This window comes from Paenibacillus germinis (assembly GCF_013141785.1).
GTDB lineage: Bacteria > Bacillota > Bacilli > Paenibacillales > NBRC-103111 > Paenibacillus_E > Paenibacillus_E phytorum.
Genome location: NZ_WHOC01000158.1, coordinates 207,375 through 227,498 on the forward strand (window position 1 = coordinate 207,375; position 20,124 = coordinate 227,498).

Consider the following 20,124-nt stretch of genomic DNA (forward strand, 5'->3'; position numbering starts at 1 on the left):
CGTCTTCTCCCCTTATCTGTACTTGATACGCGGATCGAGCCATCCGACAAGAATATCCGTTACTATGTTAATCAATATGACGGACACAGCAACAACAAATATAGCTGCTTGTACAACTGCCATGTCTTTTGAATTAACAGATTGTACAATTAATTGGCCTAATCCTGGCCATGCAAAGATGGCTTCCGTAACAAGAGCACCGCCGATCATACCGCCAATCTGCATCATAATGATCGTAACGACCGGAATCAAAGCATTTCTGAATGCATGCTTGTAGATGACAACAGAATTCTTTAATCCTTTACTCTTTGCCGTTCTAACGTAATCCTGATGTAAGGAGTCAAGTAAACTCGAACGGGTTAACCGGGCAATATAAGCGGCATTACCGAATCCAAGCGTAATCGCCGGCAGAATGAGATGTAAGAATGTGCCGCTTCCCGAAACCGGTAACCACTGAAGGTTGACACCGAAAACGAGAACAAGCATAATTCCAAACCAAAAATGGGGCATCGCCTTTCCGAGAACGGTTCCTGTCGTTACAAAAAGTTCGAGAATAGAGTTTTTGTGAGTTGCGGACAATATCCCAAGCGGTACTGCCAAACAAATTGCGATTATTTTGGCGGCTACTGCCAGCTCTAATGTAACAGGCAGTCTTTCCAGTACCAACTCCAGCGCATCCTGATTAAACCGGAATGATTTACCAAAATCACCGTGCAGTACATCCCATAAGTAGGTCGCATATTGAACATAGAATGGTTTATCTAAATTTAAAGCTTTCCGGAGTGCATCCATATCTTCTTGGGTAGCGTCCTCCGGAAGCATTAATGCAACTGGGTCCCCGGATAAGTGCATCAAGACAAATACGATAGAAACGATGATCAACAATACGGGAACCATCTGTGCCAATCGTCTTAGGGCATAACTTCTCATGGAATTCACTTCCTTATGTTATTATGCGAACAAGCTGTTAAGAAATATTGAAAGATAGGGGCATATATTGCCCCTATTGAAAGATCAGCTTTTAAATAAGCAAATCAGCGTTTTGAAATTTCGTATACTTTGTACATTTCGTCTAAACGAGGGGTGAAGTTCACAGATTTACTTGCTCCGTAGCTGTTATGCTCCAGATACAGGTACAATCTCAAAAATTGATTCGCTTCCACTTGTTGTGCCATTTGATACTGAGAGTCCCTTTCACCTTGATTCATGTTCTTTTCAGCTTTTTTCAATATCTCTTCCAACTCCGGACTGCTAAGACCCAAATTAGTTAAGCTTCGTACCGAAGTGAGATGCTCGCTGACCATAGTGAAAGCATCGAAGTTAGAGTTCGCCAGCCAAACCATATGTAAATCGCTGACTTTGTTTACTTTTCTTATTTCTTCATAAACACTAAATTCAAGTAATTCCAATTTCACCTTAATACCTACTTTAGCCAGCATACCGACTATCATCTCGGTAACTTCCTTATCTTTTGCATAACGTCCTGTGGTCGATTGCATCGTCAGTTCCAAGCCATTCTCGTATCCTGCTTCTTTCAATAATTCCTTAGCACGCTTTTCATCATATACAGCAACATTGAACAATTTTGGATTTGCCCCGAAATTACCTGGTGTAATGCGTGTTCGCGTCGTAGTACCCAAACCGCCTAATAATTTATCAATAATCAGCTTCTTATCTATTGCCAACTCAACGGCTTCCCTGACTCTCTGATCTGCCATTGGAGATTTTGGATTAGTAACTTTTGGAACAAGAAATGCTACACGGTTCGAAGCGCCGCTTATGATCTCGGTTTTATCATTTCCTTTCACACGTGGCCAATCATTGCTGCCGACTGAGGGAATTATATCCACTCCACCCGTTAAAAGCTCTCCAACTCTTGTCGAGCCTTCAGGAAGAATACGGAACACTACCTGGCTCCAATCTTTTGCGGCACCTTCAAAGTATTGCTCGTAAGGCTCTAACTTAAGGTGGCTGCCTTTTTTCCACTCGACAAACTTAAACGGTCCTGTTCCAACAGGCTGCTGGTTGAAGGAATCCATTCCCTTTTCTTCTATGTATTTTTTCGGTAAAATTGCAGCACTTGTGCGGGCAATGACACTCAAGAAAAGCGGGTTTGGTCCGTCCGTAATAAATTGTACCTTGTACGGATCAATAACCTTCACTTCTTTAATTGATTTGTAATATACACTTTCGCCCAGCGTTTTCTCAGCAACTGCTCTTTCGAAGGAAAACTTGACATCCTCGGCAGTCATTTCTGTGCCGTTATGAAACTTAATGCCCTTTTTAAGATCAAATTCCCATGTCGTATCGTTTACTTTTTTATAACTTTCTGCCAAATCAGTGGTGATGTTTCCTTTAGCGTCGCGTTTTAATAATGTATTGTACATGTTATTGACTGCCATCCATGTTACAAAATCATTATGGGCGTAAAGATCCATGGATTTGACCTCTGTAGGCAGCGCGATTGTCAGTGGACGCTTTTCATCCTTCTTGTCGGGTTGAGCCGTATTATTCTTACTAGTGGTACAACCCGCCAGCAAAACTGCAAATGCAATAAAACATAAAAGAGCTGCTTTAATAGAACGCTTCATATTTATATCCCCCTATTATTTTTTTCACAACATAACAACAGCCACAATAAAGAATAGCCGGATAACTAATGTTGACAAGCCTGGACGAAAGCATTAAACAGTTTCAGAGAGTAAATATCGTTCTTGCCGGTCAAATTTTCCGGATGCCATTGTACGCCCAAAACAAAACGGTGCGTCTTGCATTCAAATGCCTCAATGATACCGTCACTGGCTCTTGCACATACTTCAAACCCTTCAGCAACTTTTCTTACCGCTTGATGGTGGTAGCTGTTCACCTTAAAACGGGTGGATTGAACAGCTTGATGGAGCAGCGAGTTTTCTGCAACATCTACAAAATGCGTTACGTGGCTCCGGGGCGCATTTTGTCTATGCTGCAAAAGCTGATGATCATGTTGGGCATAAATGTCCTGAAAGAGATCCCCGCCAGCAGAAACGTTAATCATTTGACTGCCCCTGCAGATGCCCAGGATTGGTTTGTCTAATCTCAAAAATTTGCTTATCATCATAATTTCGAAATGATCCCTTTCAGGACATACTTCGCCTAATTCCGGATGAGGTTCTTCTCCGAAAATATTGGGGTCAACATCTCCTCCTCCAGTAACCAATAAACCGTCAATTGACTCCACCAGCCGGTCTACTTCTGAATCCTCCGTTAGATTAGGCAACACGATCGGCACTCCGCCCGCTTTTACAATTGCACGAATATTACTCAACCCGGTAGTCAGCAGTTTCTCATCTCTGATATTCGATGTAATTCCAATAATAGGTTTCAATTCATACACTCCTTCTGCAAAATACCACGAGTTTATATATCTTTGTTAGCGGAAATCCTTCGGCACTTTTTTGGCTACTCCCGTACGAATAGCGGCTTCAATTACCCTGTTCCGAACTGCGCTAACCACTTTTTGATTAAATACGCTTGGTATAATATGACTCTTGCTTCTGTCCTCGTCAGTAATGATCGAGGCGATAGCACCGGCTGCTGCAAACTTCATTTCTTCATTGATTGTGACTGCTCTGCAATCCAAGGCCGCACGAAATATTCCTGGAAAACAAAGCACATTGTTGATTTGATTCGGATAATCCGAACGTCCTGTTGCAATTACCGCAGCTATATCTTCAATATCCTCTGGGGCAATTTCCGGATCGGGATTGGCCATGGCGAACACGATCGGATTTGCCGCCATCGTCATGACATCCTCTCTCATCAACAAACCTCCAGAGGAAAGGCCGATAAATACATCTGCTCCACTTAACGCATCGCGTAAGGTGCCCGAAAGCCGCTTTGGATTCGTTTCCATTGCGAACCATTCCTTCATCGGATTATCATACTTTTGGTCAGCGGTCAGTATCCCACGCCGGTCAACGCCCACGATCTCCTTTACACCTGCGGCAAGCAGCATACGGGTACAGGCCACCCCGGCAGCGCCGACCCCGCATATAACAACCTTGATCTCTTCCATAGATTTGTTCACGAGTTTCAAAGCATTGAGCAACCCTGCATACATGACAACCGCTGTCCCATGCTGGTCATCATGAAAAACCGGAATATCCAATTCTTCACGCAGCCGTTGTTCAATCTCAAAACACCGTGGCGCTGAAATGTCCTCAAGGTTAATCCCGCCAAATACGGTGGCTATATGCTTTACGGTTTGGATAATTTCTTCCGTATCCTGAGTGCTAATACAGATGGGGAAGGCGTCTACTCCCGCAAATTGTTTAAACAAGACCGCCTTTCCTTCCATGACCGGCATAGCTGCACTGGGCCCAATGTTTCCAAGTCCGAGAACAGCGCTTCCGTCAGAGACCACAGCTACTGTATTTTTCTTGATGCTGAGGGTAAATGCTTTGGCAGGATCTTCTTTGATCGCCATACATACTCTGGCTACATCCGGTGTATACACCCGGGACAAATCGTCGCGGTTTTGAACCGGGCTTTTGGGCACTGTCGAAATTTTCCCACCAAGATGCAGCAGAAAGGTACGGTCGGATACATGGATCAGCTTTATCCCTGGGATTCTAGAAACCGCTTCCTCAATTTCACCGATTTGCCCCGCTTCGGCGACGTTTATCGTGAGGTCTCTTACTGAGATATTCTTTCCCGCGTCCACCAGATCAATGGCTATGATGTCCCCCCCTGCCCCTGTAATGCCTGTCGCAACCTCACCGAATTTGATATGAGAGTCCATTTCAATACGCAGTATAATATTTTCTCCTTTATTAAAGGCTATTTTCCCCATACTCTTTCCCCTCTCACAGCGCTTATGAAAACGCTTTACTATGTTTATAGTTTAATACGACATGAGAGAAATTGGAAATACTGCTTCCTTATAAATATATAAGTAGAAATTATTAATTGCCGTTTTCCTAATAGTGTTTCGAACAATTCCGGTTACAAAAGCAAATCGAAATGCTATAATAAATTGTCGAATCATATTGTCATATATTAGGAGATATCTTATATGCAAGTAAGTTATTTGTCATTACGTTATTTTATGGAAGTCGCTTTTTGTCTTAACTTCAGCCATGCAGCCCAGAAATTGCATATTTCCCAACCCGGATTGAGCCAGCAAATCACAGCCCTCGAAAAAGAACTCGGCATTAAACTGTTGAACCGTTCAACCCGAAACGTTACATTGACCGCAGAAGGTGATTATCTTCATAAAAATCTTTTACCCTCATTCGATAACATTGAAAATACCGTCTCGCAGCTTGTGGAAGCCGGAACTGTCCCGCAAACGACTATTCGAATCGCGACCGTTCCGTCCGCTGCAAGCAATCTGGTCCCTTACCTTATTAAAAGATTAAAAGAAGAGCATCCGTTAATCGAATTTTATATCAAGGAGACAACCTCCGTTCACGCAGCCGAGCTTGTACAGAAAAGCGAATATGATATCGCCTTTATCCGAACTCCTATAGACCTCAAACAGACGATACAGCCACCGCTTAAGTGGATAGAGTTTTCCAAGCATCCTATGAAGGTAGTATTATCCTGCCAGCATGCGGCAGCCGTACAAGATGAGATCGATCTTTACGAGCTTAAAAACGAAACTTTTTTACATTATGACCCTAAGCATTCGCCGTCTCTTTATTATTTGCTGGAGCATGCATGCCTTTCTGCAGGATTCATTCCAAAAACCATCGGGGCCGGGCCGGAAATTTTGACCATTGCCAATCTGATCTCCAATGGAATCGGGATTACCTTAATGCCGCAGGATATGCTGGAACTTTTAAATTCTTACAAGATCAAAGCTATTGCATTGAAAAACCTGTCTCTTTTCAGTTCGATTTCTGTCATTTGGAACGACGTGAGCGTACCTTTAATTACGAAGGACGCATTGTCTATATTGGAACATTTGCCGCATTACACTACAAAAGAGTCTATGAAATCAAAGACATTATAATCTCAAACCGAAAGACAGCATCCATCATGAATCGGGATACTGTTTTTTTTATGGCGAATAGTCTCTCAACTTTGAGGGCCTGGCATAACTTTACTTATAACCCCTGATTATAAATTTATAATATATTCATATTTTTGCTTTATTTCTGATGATGTTACATTTGTTCATGAAATACATTTAAGAGAGGGGTAAGGTTCATGAATTCTGTAAAAATGGATGTCATTTCCTATGGCTTAGGTCCAATAGGTATCAAAATTATGCAAAGCTGTTTGCAATCCGATCATATTCGGTTAATTGGAGCGGTTGATATTGATCCTCAAAAAATCGGAAGAGATGTAGGAGAACTAGCAGAGAGCACTGCTGTGGGAATTAATGTTGTTCAGAATTTAGATGAAATCGATACGACACGGCTGGAGGGGCGCAAACTTGCACTCCATGCAACAGGATCCAACCTGCCACAGGTTTGGCCGCAAATCAAGCAGTTACTAGATCAAGGATATTCCGTCATTTCTACTTGCGAACAATTAGCTTATCCATGGCACCGCTATTCGGATTTATCCAAAGAAATTGATCTATATGCACGCGATAAAAGGCAGTTTGTAATTGGTACCGGAGTTAATCCGGGATATATCATGGATTCTATGACTTTATTTTCCACTTCTGTGACGCAATCGTTGTCGAAAATTAACATCTACCGTAAGGTAGATGTTTCCAAACGCCGTATTCCACTGCAGAAAAAAGTGGGTATCGGTATGTCACCGGAAGAATTTCACCAGCTTGCACAAAACGACCGCATAGGTCATGTCGGACTTGAGGAGTCATTGCGTCTTGTTGCTTATGGTTTGAATCTGACCTTAACCGAAGTTACTAACAAGATTGAACCAACCATTTCCCAAGAAGATACTGTCTTACCAATAGGACCCTTAAGAAAAAATGAAGTAAACGGCTTGCATCAAAATTCAAAGGGTTCTACGAAGGAAGGGATACCCATTGAATTGGACCTGATTATGTCTGTAGACGTTGTTACGGAGGACAGGATCATTCTGGAAACGAATGATATGGGTACTGTAGAGTTTGTTGTCCCACAAGGTATTTTTGGCGACACCGCTACCATCAATGTTGTAGTTAACACCGCAAAAACGATGCATTCGTCTAATCAGGTTGGTTTGTTAACCATGGCTGACATTCGGCTTACCAGAAATTTAATGTAAGGTACACGTTCAATTTTTAAAAAATTATTCCAAACATATAAAACAACTAATCCCTTGCCTTTCATACAAGCATGGGGTTATTTGTTTTAGAAATGATTAAGCAAATATATAACCCCTTATTATAGAAATATAAGTATTTCGTATTTCAATTAAGAAATTTCCAATGTTACAATTCGAAAAGAAAGCGTTTACAAACGTTTCCTGTTCAATTCTTGCATATTTGAAAGGAGGTGGGGCCATGAACTCTTCATTAGTTTTCCAGTTTTACTAGCGCCTTTTCTATGGATTTGTTAGTTAGGTTCGTTTTACAACAACGATGCTAATTTCGTACAGGATCTATATTTCGATACGATAAGGAGGAAATTTTATGACTACGTTACAGAATCAGAAGCCCTTATTAAAGAAAAGCGTTTTATGGGGTTTATTGATGAGCGTACTTTTCCTTGTATTATTTAATACGAATGTCCTTGCAGCACTTCCCGCACCCACCGGACTTACGTCTGATTCCGGGAATGGCCAAGTGACTCTTCATTGGAATACCGTATCCGGCGCTGTTGAATACAATATTTCACGGGCTACCTCCAGCGGTGGCAAATACAAGGTCATTGCCAACGATATTACATCGACGTCTTTTACCAATACCGGTATAAGCAACGGGGCTACCTACTGGTATAAGGTGGCGGCTATCGATTCCGCTGGAACCACAGGTACGTATTCCAGCGCAGTTTCAGCCACTCCGAGTGCGGTTCCAGCTGCACCGACCGCATTGATAGCAGTAGCGGGTGATGGGCAAGCTGTTCTCTCTTGGGAAGCATCGGGCAGCGCTACGAGCTATACAGTTAAGATGAAAACATCCTCGACCGGCTCTTATTCGACTGTGGCAAACGGAGTAAACAATACGACATTTACCAAATCAGGCTTGACAAACGGCTCTATTTATTATTTTGCCGTCACCGCTACCAACTCCAGCGGCACCAGCGCCAATTCAAATGATGCCCGGGTTACTCCTGTGGCCACGCCTGCAGGCAGCGTCTATTGGCCTCTAAGCTTTTCAACTTCCGTCAATGGGGACGAAATCCGCTATCCATACGGTCCCCGCAGGCCCGGAGATTATGATTACCATGCCGGAATCGACATAAATGCTCCGGAAGGTACCCCTGTCTATGCTATGATGGATGGAACCGTAACTAATATTACTCCGGATAATGGCAACTCAGGTCCCGGCAACAAAGTCCTTGTCAATCACGGAAATATGCATTGGACCGGTTATTTACATTTGAGTGCGTTCGCTTCGGGACTGACTGTAGGTCAAACGGTTCAAGCCGGTGATCTGATTGGATATGTGGGGCACACCGGCGCGAATTCCGACCATTTACACATTACTTACATGGTAGGACTAACCTCCGAAACCAATAACGAATCCAGAAGCAAGAACCCGATGGAAATACTGCCTCATAGCCAACCGACGGTCACCGCTGCGTTCCGCACCGATACAAGCAATACAGTTGACATCAACATCCCGGTCCAGCAGAACACTATTCGCTGGATCATTCTTAAGGGCCAAGGACAAACAAAAATCGCAGATTACTATGATATCGTTGGCCAAGGTTCAACGAACCGCAACAATCAAAGCCAGTATGGCATGTATATTGACGTTGACGCTCCTGTCGATCCATACCCGGCAGGCGGAGGAAATCTGCATCTCTTTGTCCGGCCTGATCCTTCTTCCTCCTTCGTCGCGGACAGAATTATCATTAAAGACTTTAACGGTAACACACTGATTGACGAGACAAAATAAAAAAGTCTGTATCAAAAAGGAACTGTCCTAGTCATGTTATGACTTTTGAGACAGCTCCTTAAGTAAGACTCTTTAATATTTCTTAATTTATAGCACTCATTCGGTTCAAGGAACAGGTCCAGTATAACCAAGTGCATGTTGAGTAGATCATCGCTATTGGTAAAGTGTTGGAGAAACACTTCTATTTGTCGATCCTAAATAACCTAGAAAATGGTTAATCAACAGGCATATTCAAAAACATAAAATAAATAATCCCTTGCCATTCATGCAAGCATGGGGTTATTTGTTTTAGAAATGATTAGGCGAATATATAACCCCTTATTATAGAAATATAAGTATTTCGTATTTCAATTAAGAAATTTTCAATGTTACAATTCAAAAAGAAAGCGTTTACAAAATTTCAATACGATTAGGAGGAGATTTTATGTCTACGTTACAGAAGCAGAAACACCTATTAAAGAAAAGCGTTTTTTGGGGTTTATTGATGAGCGTACTTTTCCTTGCATTATTTAATACGAATGTCCTTGCAGCACTTCCCGCACCCACCGGACTTACGGCTGATTCCGAGAATGGCCAAGTGACTCTTCATTGGAATGCCGTATCCGGCGCTATTAAACACAAGATTTCACGGGCTACCTCCAGCGATGGCAAATACAAGCTCATTGCCAACAATATTACATCGACGTCTTTTACCGATACCGGGCTAAGCAACGGGACTACCTATTGGTATAAGGTGGCGGCTATCCCAGGTACGTATTCCAGCGCTGTTTCAGCCACTCCGAATGTGGTTCCAGCTGCACCGACCGCATTGATAGCAGTAGCGGGTGATGGACAAGCTGTTCTCTCTTGGGAAGCATCGGACAGCGCTACGAGCTATACAGTTAAGATGAAAACATCCTCGACCGGGTCTTATTCGACTGTGGCAAGCGGAGTAAACAATACGACATTTACCAAATCAGGCTTGACAAACGGCTCTATATATTACTTTGCCGTCAATGCTACCAACTCCGTCGGCACCAGCGCCGATTCGAATGTCGCTAGGGTTACTCCTGTGGCCCCGCCTGCAGGCAGCGTCTATTGGCCTCTTAGCTTTTCAACTGCTATCAATGGGGACGAAATCCGCTATCCATACGGTCCCCGCAGGCCTGGGGATTATGATTACCATGCCGGAATCGACATAAATGCTCCGGAAGGCACCCCTGTCTATGCAATGATGGATGGAACCGTAACTAATATTACTCCGGATAACGGCAGCTCAGGTCCCGGCAACAAAGTCCTTGTCAATCACGGAAATAAACATTGGACCGGTTATTTACATTTGAGTGCGTTCGCTTCGGGACTGACTGTGGGGCAAACGGTTCAAGCCGGCGATCTGATTGGATATGTGGGGCACACCGGTGCGAATTCCGACCATTTACACATTACTTACATGGTAGGACTAACCTCCGAAACCAATAACGAATCCAGAAGCAAGAACCCGTTGGAAATACTGCCCCATAGCCAACCGACGGTCACCGCTGCGTTCCGCACCGATACAAGCAATACAGTTGACATCAACATCCCGGTCCAACAGAATACTATTCGCTGGATCATTCTTAAGGGCCAAGGACAAACAAAAATCGCAGATTACTATGATATCGTTGGCCAAGGTTCAACGAACCGCAACAATCAGAGCCAGTATGGCATGTATATTGACGTTGACGCTCCTGTCGATCCATACCCGGCAGGCGGAGGAAATCTGCATCTCTTTGTCCGGCCTGATCCTGCTTCCTCCTTCGTCGCAGACAGAATTATCATTAAAGACTTTAACGGTAATACACTGATTGACAAGACAAAATAAAAAATCGTGTATCAAAAAGGAGCTGTCCTAGTCATGACTTTTTTGACAGCTCCTTTTGCTGGTGCGACATTTTCAACACTTTCAATTTTAAATGAGGTTTCTGAAAACTTCCGATAAGTAGTGATTTAGGTCGGAATGGAAACAACGTGTGATTCTGTTACTTAGACTGCAAGGAATATGAGAACACAACGTCGAATAAGAAAAAAATATGCTGGTCGCTTCTTGCCAGTTTACTGTACATGAAACAAACACTACTCTTCGCAGAACTTCTTTTCTTCCTAAACGGGAGTATAGTGATGCAAAGTGGAAACAAGTGAAAAGAGAATTTATTATAGGTGCCACAGTTTTGATGGAGGAAAAAAAATGATTAGCATACAAAAAGATTCTGATACAGCAATTATCGTTGTTCACGAAATTTATGGAATCAATCAGCATATGAAATATGTTTGTCAATCATTATCTGAATATGACTTTGATGTCTTTTGTCCGAATTTGTTAGAATGGGAGACGCCTTTTGACTATTCTCAAGAGGGAGATGCTTACTCTAATTTTATGGAGAACATAAGTTTCACAAATGCATGGGTCACAATTAAAAATTTGTTAACGGATATTAAGGATGAATATGAAAAAATATTTGTCGTCGGATTCAGTGTAGGAGCAACCGTTGCCTGGCTATGTAGTGAAGAACAGCTTGTTGATGGAATAATTGGGTATTATGGTTCTCGTATCAGAAATTATATGGAAATTTCACCTCAATGCCCTACATTGTTGTTCTTTCCGCAAGAAGAAAAATCATTTAATGTTGATGAGTTAATTTCGGCTTTAGATAACAAGAATAAAGTCGAAGTTCATAAGTTTAACGGACAACATGGATTTAGTGACCCATTCTCTCCAAAATATAACGAAGAATCAGCTAAAAAGGCATTTAACCAAATGTTGATTTTCCTTCGGATACATTTAGACGAACGGAAACCGATAGTAAAAGATTAACCGCCTTAGTAGGTTTTTTGGTCGAAAATCATATAATTTGTTCAATGAGCTTTCTATTTTCCTGCGAATCCCCATGTATATTTAGTCAAAAACACATCAAGCTCTGCCTTGCCTGGCAATTCATACGTCATTCTTGTATCAAAACGACGCCACACAGCCGTATCCAATTCTTCTTCCAAAATCGTCGCAGCCATAAATGTGCTATTACTATGGAATTCATCTAAACATTGCAGCAAAGTATTGACCACTCGCGCCATCTCTTTCACTTCATCAATAGAATCTCTAGCCCTTGCAATCGCATCGAATTCATCGAGAAACAGTACACATGGCGCATGCTTGGCGAATTCGAAAATTTCACGAATATTCGATCCCGTTTCACCGATACGTATTCGGTGCTTAAAACTCATTCCCAAAGGACTCAGCGCATTGCTGGATCATCTGACAAAAGGAACGGTTATGGCCTATGTAAAAGGATGAAAGATCGTATCGGTTCCTTGCGGGTTCAAAGGAAATCAATAAGCGATGTCTCATGCGCTTCATGGTCAATTGGACGAATTGCTCGGCTCGTTCAGAGGCTATGATCGTGAGATAAGCATACAGGGAATGGTCTTCTGGTTCGTCAAGTGGGCTTACACCTGCACAAGAGAATTCAGTCGCTATTTGCTTCTGCTGAAGTAACATCAAGGCTGGAAACAATTCCGCATCCACGTTGATATGTCCGAGAAGTTTGGTCTTCTTAGCATGCTTGCGCTGTTTCTCGCGTGCCGCCCATTGCAATAATTCCTGCTCGCGGCGATGCCACTGAGCATCCGTGTGATGACTTAGAATGACATCTCTTGCCTCATTGGTGTTCAAACTCATCAAACCCATCAACCTCCTTTGGGATAATTATAATCCCTTTCGTAAAGCAGAAAACCCGGACAAGTAAGCCCGGACTTTCTTGGTTTATTAACGTGTTTCGCGATGAAGCGTGTGACGCTTTAGACGTGGACAGTACTTTTTCAGCTCCAAACGAGATGTTTGGGTTCTTTTATTCTTCGTCGTTGTATAGTTTCTGTCACCCGTTTCCGTACACGCCAATGTAATAATGACTCTCATGCTGTTCACCTCCTATCATACATCATTGCTGAATTTATTGTGGCAAAGGGCACGCTTCCTCTAACTCCATTATGGCATTCGGCAGCTCATCCTCGAAACGATTCCAATCTCCTTGCATTTCATCATCCGTTAATAAGCAGGCATCCAAAGATGCCACTATACTAACCCGGTCCATCTCAATGCCTATAAATACAACCTTGTTCATGCGATCTCCATAGGTATCATCCCAGATCTTGATTTGATCTGCGTCTTCTTCAAGAACAACTTCTCTTTCGCCATCTGGCAGCGCCGCCACCCAATACCCTGCTGGACCGAAGCGAATAGAAGGACCTGCTTGGCTTAAGTTCTGGGCGTGATCGTTGCGCGTTGCGAGCCACATGATCCCTTTAGTTCGGATGATCTCAGCCGGCCAATCTTCCATCCAACTCATCAGCCGCGAAGGCTCAAATGGACGAATTCTTTCATAAACAAAAGAAGAAATGCCATATTCTTCGGTTTCAGGTGTATGCGTTTCTTTCTCCATTTCCCGCATCCAGCCTGCAGACGTACTTGCTTCATCAAAATTAAATAAATGAGTGTTCAAAATTTCTGATGGAGCAACTTTCCCGTGAACCGAGCGAATGAATTTGGCTCTAGGTTGTAATGTGCGCAGCACGCCCTCTAGCTCATTCAGCTCATCTTCTTCTAACATGTCACATTTGTTCAAAATTAGGACATCACAAAACTCAATTTGATCAATCAGAAGATCAACAACATCGCGTGTATCCTCTTCACCCACAGCCTGACTGCGTTCAAGGAGCGTTTCTCCAGAAGAATAGTCCGTCCAGAAACGGTAGGCGTCTACGACGGTTACCATCGTGTCGAGACGGCAAAATTGCGTAAGATCAATTCCTTGCTCTTCATCCATATAGGTGAACGTTTGCGCAACCGGTAAAGGTTCACCTACACCCGTTGATTCAATAAGAATATAGTCAAATTTATTCTCTTTAGCAAGCCGCTCTACTTCCTTCAACAGGTCTTCACGTAATGTACAGCAGATACAGCCATTGGACATTTCAACCAAGCTCTCATTCGTACGGGAAAGCCCGTTGCCTTCTCTAATCAGCTCAGCATCGATGTTGACCTCACTTAAATCGTTCACAATAACGGCAACTTTTAAGCCATCACGATTATGTAGTACGTGGTTTAATAGCGTTGTTTTGCCTGCTCCCAAATAACCGCTTAAGACGGTTACAGGTATTTTATGATCTACCAATGTCATAACCTCTTTCTATTCGTAATTTTTACGTATTTGAATGATTAAAAAAAAAGCACCGCATGTTTCTATTTATTCATTTAACGCTTTTTTCAATGCTTCCAGATTATTCGTCATAACACCGATGTAATCAAGGTTTTTCTTCTTATCATCGTCCGTTAATCCTTCTATTGGATTCAGCACATCCGTTTTTGCACCGACTTCTTTCGCAATTGTATTCGCAACCTTTGGATCTACCAAGGTTTCAAAGAAAATCGTTTGTACCTTATTATCTTTTGCAAATTTAATAATCTCTGCCATTTTATCAGGAGCTGGCTCTTCTTCAGGGGAAAGTCCGGCAATAGGAACCTGCGTCAGCCCGTATTCTTTGGCCAAATAACCAAATGCAGCATGCTGCGTGACGAATTCTTTACGTTTTACATTTTTAAGGCCCGTTTTGAATGACTCGTCTAAGGCTTTAAGCTTTCCGATATAGGCATCCGCATTTTTACGATAATCCTCTTTGTGAGCAGGATCAGCTTGCGTTAATCCAACCACTATGGCCTCAACCTCTTTTTGAGCAAGAACCGGAGTTAGCCAAATATGCGGATCTAGGATTTTTTCTCCATGCGCTTCTTTCTTGTGATCCTCTTCATGCTCTTCTTCCGGTAAGCCTTCCATCAATTCAATTCCTTTAATGGCTTCAACAACGACACGATTCTTATTCTCAGCGCTCTTAAGTGCTTGCTCTGCCCATCCTTCAACGATACCGTTGTAAACGAACACATTGGCGTTCTTCAATTGTTTCATATCTTTCGCACTAGGCTCCCAGTCATGGGGTTCAGCTCCCGACGGGATTAGAGCAATAACGTTGGCATGATCACCTGCGACCTGTTTCGTGAATTCATACATGGGATAGAAGCTTGTAACAACATTTAATTTGCCGTCGCTTGAAGCGGTGTTAGATGCACAGCCCGATAAGAGGGCAGTTGATAGTACGGTAAAAGCAAGTGATTTCGTTACCCAGATTTTTTTCATTGTTTTTTCCTCCTGCTATTTGTTGAATGAAGTAATTGTCGCTTCTTTGGACATACGAGGGATGGTGTCTATTGCATTTTTTGCTTTGCTTTTGCTTAATGTCAGAATGACCTTTTTCAAACCCAAGCCAGCAATAAGAATGAATAAGAGAAGCAGCGCTATCGTACCTCCCGGGGGTGTACTAAGCTGATAGGAAGCGGTAAGTCCGGAAATGACACCAAGCAAACCAATACTCATAGCTATAAAAAGTGCAGATGTGAAACTAGGTGCAATTCGAATGGCAAGTGCCGCGGGCAGCACAATTAATGCCGAAACGAGAAGAACTCCCACTATTGGCATAGCCGCAGAAACAATCATACCTGTTAAGACGCTAAAGCCAAGTGAGATCCATTTCACAGGAAGCCCATTTGTCTTAGCCGTATCTTCATCGAAGGTAATCTGGTAAAGCGGGCGACGGAATAGATAGAAAAAGATGCCCCCGATTATCGCGACCACGAACATGAGGAGAAGCTCGGTTTCATTCACAGCAACAACAGAGCCGAATAAATAAGCGGAGAAGCCTTTATTCATGCTTTGCTTGAGACTCATGATGATCACTGCTGTGGATAATCCACCCACCATGATGATGGCAACCGAAATTTCACTATAGGTTTTATATGATCTTCTTACATATTCAACAGCTATAGCTCCCAGCGTAGCTACGACAAATCCAGTCAAGGTTGGATTGATGTTTAGATACGCGCCTCCAGCAACCCCTGCCAAGGAAACATGGGAGAGCATGTCAGCCATCAGTGCTTGCCTGCGAAGCATCAGATAAACACCCAGAATCGAAGCTAAGATGGCTATTAACCCACCGGCACAAAATGCCCGCTGCATGAAGTCGTAGTGCAGCATTTCCATCCGCCATCCTCCTTCCTCTCCAGCTCAATGATACGATCCAGATAGGGAGCTACCTCGGCAAGGCCATGCGTCACCATAACAACGGTTCGCCCATGAGCTTTCACTTGATGATGCATCAACTCGTAGAAGCCAAAGCGGCTATCCTGATCCATCCCTGTCGTCGGTTCATCTAGAACAAGCATATCGGGTTCCTGTGCAAGGGCTCTGGCGATGCAAATACGCTGCTTTTGGCCGCCAGAGAGCTCACCAATCTTGCGCTTGCGCAAATCCCACATCCCAACCTGACGTAGTGCTCTCTCCGTCTGCACCTCATCTTCTTTGTCGAGTTTACGAAACCAGGAGCGGCTTGCATACCTACCTGATTGGACAAACTCCAATATCGTGCTAGGGAACCCACTGTTGAAAGCGGATATTTGCTGAGATACGTAACCCACTCTCAGCTTCGCCCCCTCTTTATTGGTCGAGGACAAGAAAATACTCCCTTTCCAAGGATCAAGCAAGCCAAGAAGCAATTTCAGCAAGGTCGACTTGGCTGCGCCATTGGGGCCCGTTATAGCTACAAATTCACCCGACTGAATCTCTACACTCGCGTCTTGAATACAAGGGACGTCATTGTAACCGAATTCCACATCATCCATGGAGGCAACCAGCATAAGAACAAATCCTTTCCGATTTTATATGTAAAAATTACGATTTGAGATTGTGTCTATCCTCGATTCCTATGTCGAAACCCAAACTACAGGCAATTTTTTAGGCATGCCACTGGTAAATCGTAATATTTACTCATTACAATGAAGAATATATCTTTTTCCAGCGGTTGTGTCAATAAGAAATCTTATAGCACGAGCTGAAGCTCGTCGACAGAGTCCGAGAAGCCGGAAATCGACTTCTCAGCAGACTGTCCCGCGCATCCTTGCTGATTAAGCTCGGAAAACGCGCTTAATCTGGAGCGCCCGAACAAATAAGCGTGAATTCCGCGCTTATAGTGAGAGCCATCGAGCCGAAGTTCTTTGACAGAGTCCGAGAAGCCGTAAATCGACTTCTCAGCAGACTGTCCCGCGCATCCATGCTGATTAAGCTCGGAAAACGCGCTTATTCTGGAGCGCCCGAACAAATAAGCGCGAATTCCGCGCTTACAGCGAGAGCTCTGCGAGCCGGAGCTCGTCGACAGAGTCCGAGAAGCCGGAAATCGACTTCTCGACAGACTGTCCCGCGCATCCATGCTGATTAAGCTCGGAAAACGCGCTTAATCTGGAGCGCCGAACAAATAAGCGCGAAAACCGCGCTTACAGCGAGAGCTCTGCGAGCCGAAGCTCGTAGAAGGAGTCCGAGAAGCCGGAAATCGACTTCTCGACAGACTATCCCGCGCATCCATGCTGATTAAGCTCAGAAAACGCGCTTAATCTGGAGCGCCCGAATAAATAAGCGCGAAAACCGCGCTTACAGCGAGAGCTCTGCGAGCAGAAGCTCGTAGAAGGAGTCCGAGAAGCCGGAAATCGACTTCTCGGCAGATCATCCCGCGCATCCATGCTGATTAAGCTCGGAAAACGCGCTTAATCTGGAGCGCCCGAATAAATAAGGGGTAAGCTTTGCTTACCTCAAACCCAACACATATAAATAAATTCTATTAAGAAAAACGGCTTACGCTGACCTTGGGTGAGAGGTTATAAAGGTTGATGTAAAGTGAGCTACGTTCAAGACGTATTCGTTTACATTCACTTGCTTATCCGTAATGTTGTATTCTATACAACTTTAGACAAGCTAAAACGCGTTTTCCACGCAATTGTTGCAAAAAATACAACAATTCTAGCCAAAAGTAGCTTTTAAGCATGGAAAACGGCTAAATTGTTGTACAGCATGCAACAATCCATAACCTGCCCAGAAAAATCAAGGAAATTGTTGTACACTGTACAACTTACCAATCTATTTCCCCATAAATAAGGGGGAAACCGCACTCCCCCCAAGCCACAATACATATAAATTCTTATAACTTAAGAAAAAACGGCGTTCACCCCAAGGAGTGAACGCCGTGTATGGAATCTAATGCGCCTGCTCTTCTATACTGAATAGCGCATACGGTTTATTTTTTTATTAAACCAAACGAGGTATTTAGAATGGTTTCGATTTGTTCCACAGGCACCCCTGTTTTCTCAAGAATACGGGTGCCGCGCAAGGCATTAGCCAAGAAAGCTCCTAATTCTTTGCTTGTGTAGCGTGTCGTAATCTCTCCTATTGCTTGCCCTTTACTAATCACTTCCTCGAGCACAAGCTGGACGTCACTAAACATTTTTTCAACTTCCTTGGTTACTTCCTCATCGCTCATTCCAAATTCCAACGCTGTGTTCACCATCAGACATCCGTTGCGGCTATCTTCATTTTTCAAACAAAGTGAAGCCGATTTAACAGTGTCTAGAATTTCCGTTGGCGCCCCGCCGCGATCGACCAATTCCCGAAGTGAATCGAGGTTTTGCGCTCGATAAAGCGCAAGTGCTTTTAAAAAGAGTGAGCGTTTGTCTTGAAAGACGCCATACAGACTTTGTTTTTTGACATGAGTCTTATTGGTGAGATCTTCGAATGAGGTTGCTTTGTAACCTTTGGCCCAAAAAACTTCCATCGACTGATTCAATACTTTATCAACATCAAATTCTCTTGGTCTGCTCATAAGTGAATCATACATATGGTTGACTGTGAGGTCAAGAATATAAAGAGATGATTCCCTGAGTTTTGCGAAAATAAATTTTTGTAAGATGAATAAAAAACCATTTAATCCACAAAATACTCCTACACCACAAAAAAGGAGTGAATCAAATGGCTAGAAGAAACAGCAATACATTAGTCGTGCAACAAGCAAGAGCAGCTCTTGACCAAATGAAATATGAAGTCGCTCAAGAATTAGGTATTCAAATTCCACAAGATGGTTATTACGGCTACATGGCTACTCGTGATACTGGCGCAATCGGTGGTAACATTACACGAAGATTAGTTCAACTGGCCGAACAACAACTAACCGGCGGAATTAGACGCTAATTCCTTTGGTGATGTGTAAGCAAAACAAAAGACTGTAACCACCACTTCCTCCTTTGGTGATTTCAGTCTTTTTTTTGCTCAGGTAACGAATTCTATGAATACTGGTGACCGAAGCTTTCCGTTTTTGCTCCAATTTTTTGTCTTAATCTTTGCCATGATTCGTGGTTCCATATAAGCAAAATTCTTGTCTTCCTTGAATACTAAGCGATTCTTCAAACTATCTAAAGCTTTCTGGTGAATTGGTGTTACACCTGACTCTATAACCCCGACAGGGAACTTGGAGCCGTCAGCTGCATCGATAGAGGCCAATAAGGCAAAATTATTTTTTCTGTAACCGGATATGTACACATCCGCATAAGTCCAATTGATCACTTTTTGCCACTGTTTGGAGCGTTTTTCTATTTCGTATTTGGAATTTTCTTTTTTAGATTTCATGATGATGCCCTCAAGTCCCCGCCCGCGAACCTGCTTAAAATATTCTACTGCATTCCCTTCGAACACTTTAACCTTTTTATAATTTTCAGTTTCAATGAACGCCTTGTCCAACAGTTCTTTACGCCCCAGTAAAGTTAGACCCGTGACATCAATTCCTTTGTATCTCAAAATGTCGAATGCGCAGAATATCACAGGTGTTTTGTTTTTCCTTGATAAAAACCTGGTCGACATGGCTTCAAAGTCTGGTTTCCCTTGATCGTCTATAACCATTAATACTCCATCGAGTATTGTTCCTTCAGGCAGGGGGCAATTATACAATTCGGGGAATTTATTTGTAATCAAGTTATTATGTCTTGTATAAACATAGAGTTTATCCATATTGGAAATAATACACCTTAGACCATCTAATTTTAATTCCGCTATATGATTTTTACTGTTAAATGGTTTATTATCTTTTGCGTCGTACGCTAGCATAGGAGAAATGAACATTTTTTATCACCCTACGCTAAATGATACTGCACAGTTATTCATCTGCCTAATGGAACTTGAAGGAAAACC

19 protein-coding genes and 1 pseudogene are annotated in these 20,124 nt (G+C 43.0%); 6 read left to right on the top strand and 14 right to left on the bottom strand.

Going from position 1 to position 20,124, the window contains the following annotated elements:
• Positions 1-12 precede the first annotated feature (12 nt).
• From GC102_RS30555 to GC102_RS30570, 4 genes are all read right to left on the bottom strand, one after another.
• Positions 13-930 carry an ABC transporter permease gene (locus GC102_RS30555; protein WP_171692839.1) on the bottom strand — a complete coding sequence of 306 codons (918 nt, stop codon included), beginning with the start codon at positions 928-930 and terminating at the stop codon, positions 13-15.
• 104 nt (positions 931-1,034) lie between these two features.
• Positions 1,035-2,591: an ABC transporter substrate-binding protein gene (locus GC102_RS30560; protein WP_246321201.1), complete on the bottom strand. Its 1,557-nt coding sequence runs from the start codon at positions 2,589-2,591 to the stop codon at positions 1,035-1,037.
• Positions 2,592-2,656: 65 nt separating this feature from the next.
• Positions 2,657-3,364, bottom strand: coding sequence for a gamma-glutamyl-gamma-aminobutyrate hydrolase family protein (locus GC102_RS30565; RefSeq protein ID WP_171692840.1), 708 nt, complete (start codon positions 3,362-3,364; stop codon positions 2,657-2,659).
• A gap of 45 nt (positions 3,365-3,409) precedes the next feature.
• The gene (locus GC102_RS30570) at positions 3,410-4,831 is read right to left on the bottom strand and encodes an NAD-dependent malic enzyme (RefSeq protein ID WP_171692841.1); all 1,422 of its coding nucleotides are present in this window, start codon (positions 4,829-4,831) and stop codon (positions 3,410-3,412) included.
• Between the two features lie 222 nt (positions 4,832-5,053).
• Between GC102_RS30570 and GC102_RS30575 the strand changes: the two genes are divergently transcribed.
• The 5 genes from GC102_RS30575 to GC102_RS30595 all read left to right on the top strand — a co-directional run bounded on the left by GC102_RS30575 (position 5,054) and on the right by GC102_RS30595 (position 11,834).
• Positions 5,054-5,995 carry a LysR family transcriptional regulator gene (locus tag GC102_RS30575; RefSeq protein WP_171692842.1) on the top strand — a complete coding sequence of 314 codons (942 nt, stop codon included), beginning with the start codon at positions 5,054-5,056 and terminating at the stop codon, positions 5,993-5,995.
• 197 nt (positions 5,996-6,192) lie between these two features.
• Positions 6,193-7,206 (top strand): hypothetical protein, encoded by a 1,014-nt coding sequence (locus tag GC102_RS30580; RefSeq protein ID WP_171692843.1) that lies wholly within the window; start codon positions 6,193-6,195, stop codon positions 7,204-7,206.
• 367 nt (positions 7,207-7,573) lie between these two features.
• Entirely contained in the window at positions 7,574-9,004 is a 1,431-nt protein-coding gene (locus GC102_RS30585; RefSeq protein WP_171692844.1) for a peptidoglycan DD-metalloendopeptidase family protein, read from the top strand.
• A 424-nt stretch (positions 9,005-9,428) separates the two neighbouring features.
• Positions 9,429-10,844 (top strand): peptidoglycan DD-metalloendopeptidase family protein, encoded by a 1,416-nt coding sequence (locus GC102_RS30590; protein ID WP_171692845.1) that lies wholly within the window; start codon positions 9,429-9,431, stop codon positions 10,842-10,844.
• 363 nt (positions 10,845-11,207) lie between these two features.
• Entirely contained in the window at positions 11,208-11,834 is a 627-nt protein-coding gene (locus GC102_RS30595) for a dienelactone hydrolase family protein (RefSeq protein ID WP_171692846.1), read from the top strand.
• A 101-nt stretch (positions 11,835-11,935) separates the two neighbouring features.
• Here GC102_RS30595 and GC102_RS30600 read toward each other — a convergent pair.
• The 9 genes and pseudogenes from GC102_RS30600 to GC102_RS30640 form a co-directional block, all read right to left on the bottom strand.
• Positions 11,936-12,217: pseudogene (locus GC102_RS30600) on the bottom strand (AAA family ATPase); the annotation flags it as partial.
• Between the two features lie 13 nt (positions 12,218-12,230).
• On the bottom strand, positions 12,231-12,695 hold the full coding sequence (locus GC102_RS30605; RefSeq protein ID WP_171692937.1) for a hypothetical protein: 465 nt from the start codon (positions 12,693-12,695) through the stop codon (positions 12,231-12,233).
• Positions 12,696-12,782: 87 nt separating this feature from the next.
• Complete coding sequence (rpmG, locus tag GC102_RS30610) at positions 12,783-12,932, bottom strand: 50S ribosomal protein L33 (RefSeq protein WP_029195131.1); 150 nt, start codon at positions 12,930-12,932, stop codon at positions 12,783-12,785.
• A gap of 34 nt (positions 12,933-12,966) precedes the next feature.
• A complete protein-coding gene (locus GC102_RS30615; protein ID WP_171692848.1) occupies positions 12,967-14,193 on the bottom strand; it encodes a GTP-binding protein in 1,227 nt (408 codons plus the stop codon).
• 66 nt (positions 14,194-14,259) lie between these two features.
• Positions 14,260-15,204 (bottom strand): metal ABC transporter substrate-binding protein, encoded by a 945-nt coding sequence (locus tag GC102_RS30620; RefSeq protein ID WP_171692849.1) that lies wholly within the window; start codon positions 15,202-15,204, stop codon positions 14,260-14,262.
• A gap of 15 nt (positions 15,205-15,219) precedes the next feature.
• Positions 15,220-16,104 carry a metal ABC transporter permease gene (locus tag GC102_RS30625; protein ID WP_171692850.1) on the bottom strand — a complete coding sequence of 295 codons (885 nt, stop codon included), beginning with the start codon at positions 16,102-16,104 and terminating at the stop codon, positions 15,220-15,222.
• Entirely contained in the window at positions 16,050-16,757 is a 708-nt protein-coding gene (locus GC102_RS30630) for a metal ABC transporter ATP-binding protein (protein WP_171692851.1), read from the bottom strand. The genes GC102_RS30625 and GC102_RS30630 overlap by 55 nt, the downstream gene beginning before the upstream one ends.
• Before the next feature lie 182 nt (positions 16,758-16,939).
• Entirely contained in the window at positions 16,940-17,326 is a 387-nt protein-coding gene (locus tag GC102_RS30635) for a hypothetical protein (protein ID WP_171692852.1), read from the bottom strand.
• A gap of 858 nt (positions 17,327-18,184) precedes the next feature.
• Complete coding sequence (locus tag GC102_RS30640; protein WP_171692853.1) at positions 18,185-18,766, bottom strand: TetR/AcrR family transcriptional regulator; 582 nt, start codon at positions 18,764-18,766, stop codon at positions 18,185-18,187.
• 146 nt (positions 18,767-18,912) lie between these two features.
• Between GC102_RS30640 and GC102_RS30645 the strand changes: the two genes are divergently transcribed.
• A complete protein-coding gene (locus tag GC102_RS30645; RefSeq protein WP_029195127.1) occupies positions 18,913-19,131 on the top strand; it encodes an alpha/beta-type small acid-soluble spore protein in 219 nt (72 codons plus the stop codon).
• A gap of 78 nt (positions 19,132-19,209) precedes the next feature.
• Here the strand turns inward: GC102_RS30645 and GC102_RS30650 are convergent, their stop codons facing one another.
• Positions 19,210-20,055 carry an ATP-dependent DNA ligase gene (locus tag GC102_RS30650; protein ID WP_312883416.1) on the bottom strand — a complete coding sequence of 282 codons (846 nt, stop codon included), beginning with the start codon at positions 20,053-20,055 and terminating at the stop codon, positions 19,210-19,212.
• Between the last annotated feature and the right edge of the window lie 69 nt (positions 20,056-20,124).

Excerpts from the sequence above, each read along its gene's own strand:
- GC102_RS30555 (WP_171692839.1), bottom strand. The coding sequence starts at position 930 with ATGAGAAGTTATGCCCTAAGACGATTGGCACAGATGGTTCCCGTATTG.
- GC102_RS30560 (WP_246321201.1), bottom strand. The coding sequence starts at position 2,591 with ATGAAGCGTTCTATTAAAGCAGCTCTTTTATGTTTTATTGCATTTGCA.
- GC102_RS30570 (WP_171692841.1), bottom strand. The coding sequence starts at position 4,831 with ATGGGGAAAATAGCCTTTAATAAAGGAGAAAATATTATACTGCGTATT.
- GC102_RS30575 (WP_171692842.1), top strand. The coding sequence starts at position 5,054 with ATGCAAGTAAGTTATTTGTCATTACGTTATTTTATGGAAGTCGCTTTT.
- GC102_RS30580 (WP_171692843.1), top strand. The coding sequence starts at position 6,193 with ATGAATTCTGTAAAAATGGATGTCATTTCCTATGGCTTAGGTCCAATA.
- GC102_RS30585 (WP_171692844.1), top strand. The coding sequence starts at position 7,574 with ATGACTACGTTACAGAATCAGAAGCCCTTATTAAAGAAAAGCGTTTTA.
- GC102_RS30590 (WP_171692845.1), top strand. The coding sequence starts at position 9,429 with ATGTCTACGTTACAGAAGCAGAAACACCTATTAAAGAAAAGCGTTTTT.
- GC102_RS30595 (WP_171692846.1), top strand. The coding sequence starts at position 11,208 with ATGATTAGCATACAAAAAGATTCTGATACAGCAATTATCGTTGTTCAC.
- GC102_RS30605 (WP_171692937.1), bottom strand. The coding sequence starts at position 12,695 with ATGAGTTTGAACACCAATGAGGCAAGAGATGTCATTCTAAGTCATCAC.
- rpmG (WP_029195131.1), bottom strand. The coding sequence starts at position 12,932 with ATGAGAGTCATTATTACATTGGCGTGTACGGAAACGGGTGACAGAAAC.
- GC102_RS30615 (WP_171692848.1), bottom strand. The coding sequence starts at position 14,193 with ATGACATTGGTAGATCATAAAATACCTGTAACCGTCTTAAGCGGTTAT.
- GC102_RS30620 (WP_171692849.1), bottom strand. The coding sequence starts at position 15,204 with ATGAAAAAAATCTGGGTAACGAAATCACTTGCTTTTACCGTACTATCA.
- GC102_RS30625 (WP_171692850.1), bottom strand. The coding sequence starts at position 16,104 with ATGGAAATGCTGCACTACGACTTCATGCAGCGGGCATTTTGTGCCGGT.
- GC102_RS30630 (WP_171692851.1), bottom strand. The coding sequence starts at position 16,757 with ATGCTGGTTGCCTCCATGGATGATGTGGAATTCGGTTACAATGACGTC.
- GC102_RS30635 (WP_171692852.1), bottom strand. The coding sequence starts at position 17,326 with ATGGATGCGCGGGACAGTCTGTCGAGAAGTCGATTTCCGGCTTCTCGG.
- GC102_RS30640 (WP_171692853.1), bottom strand. The coding sequence starts at position 18,766 with ATGAGCAGACCAAGAGAATTTGATGTTGATAAAGTATTGAATCAGTCG.
- GC102_RS30645 (WP_029195127.1), top strand. The coding sequence starts at position 18,913 with ATGGCTAGAAGAAACAGCAATACATTAGTCGTGCAACAAGCAAGAGCA.
- GC102_RS30650 (WP_312883416.1), bottom strand. The coding sequence starts at position 20,055 with ATGTTCATTTCTCCTATGCTAGCGTACGACGCAAAAGATAATAAACCA.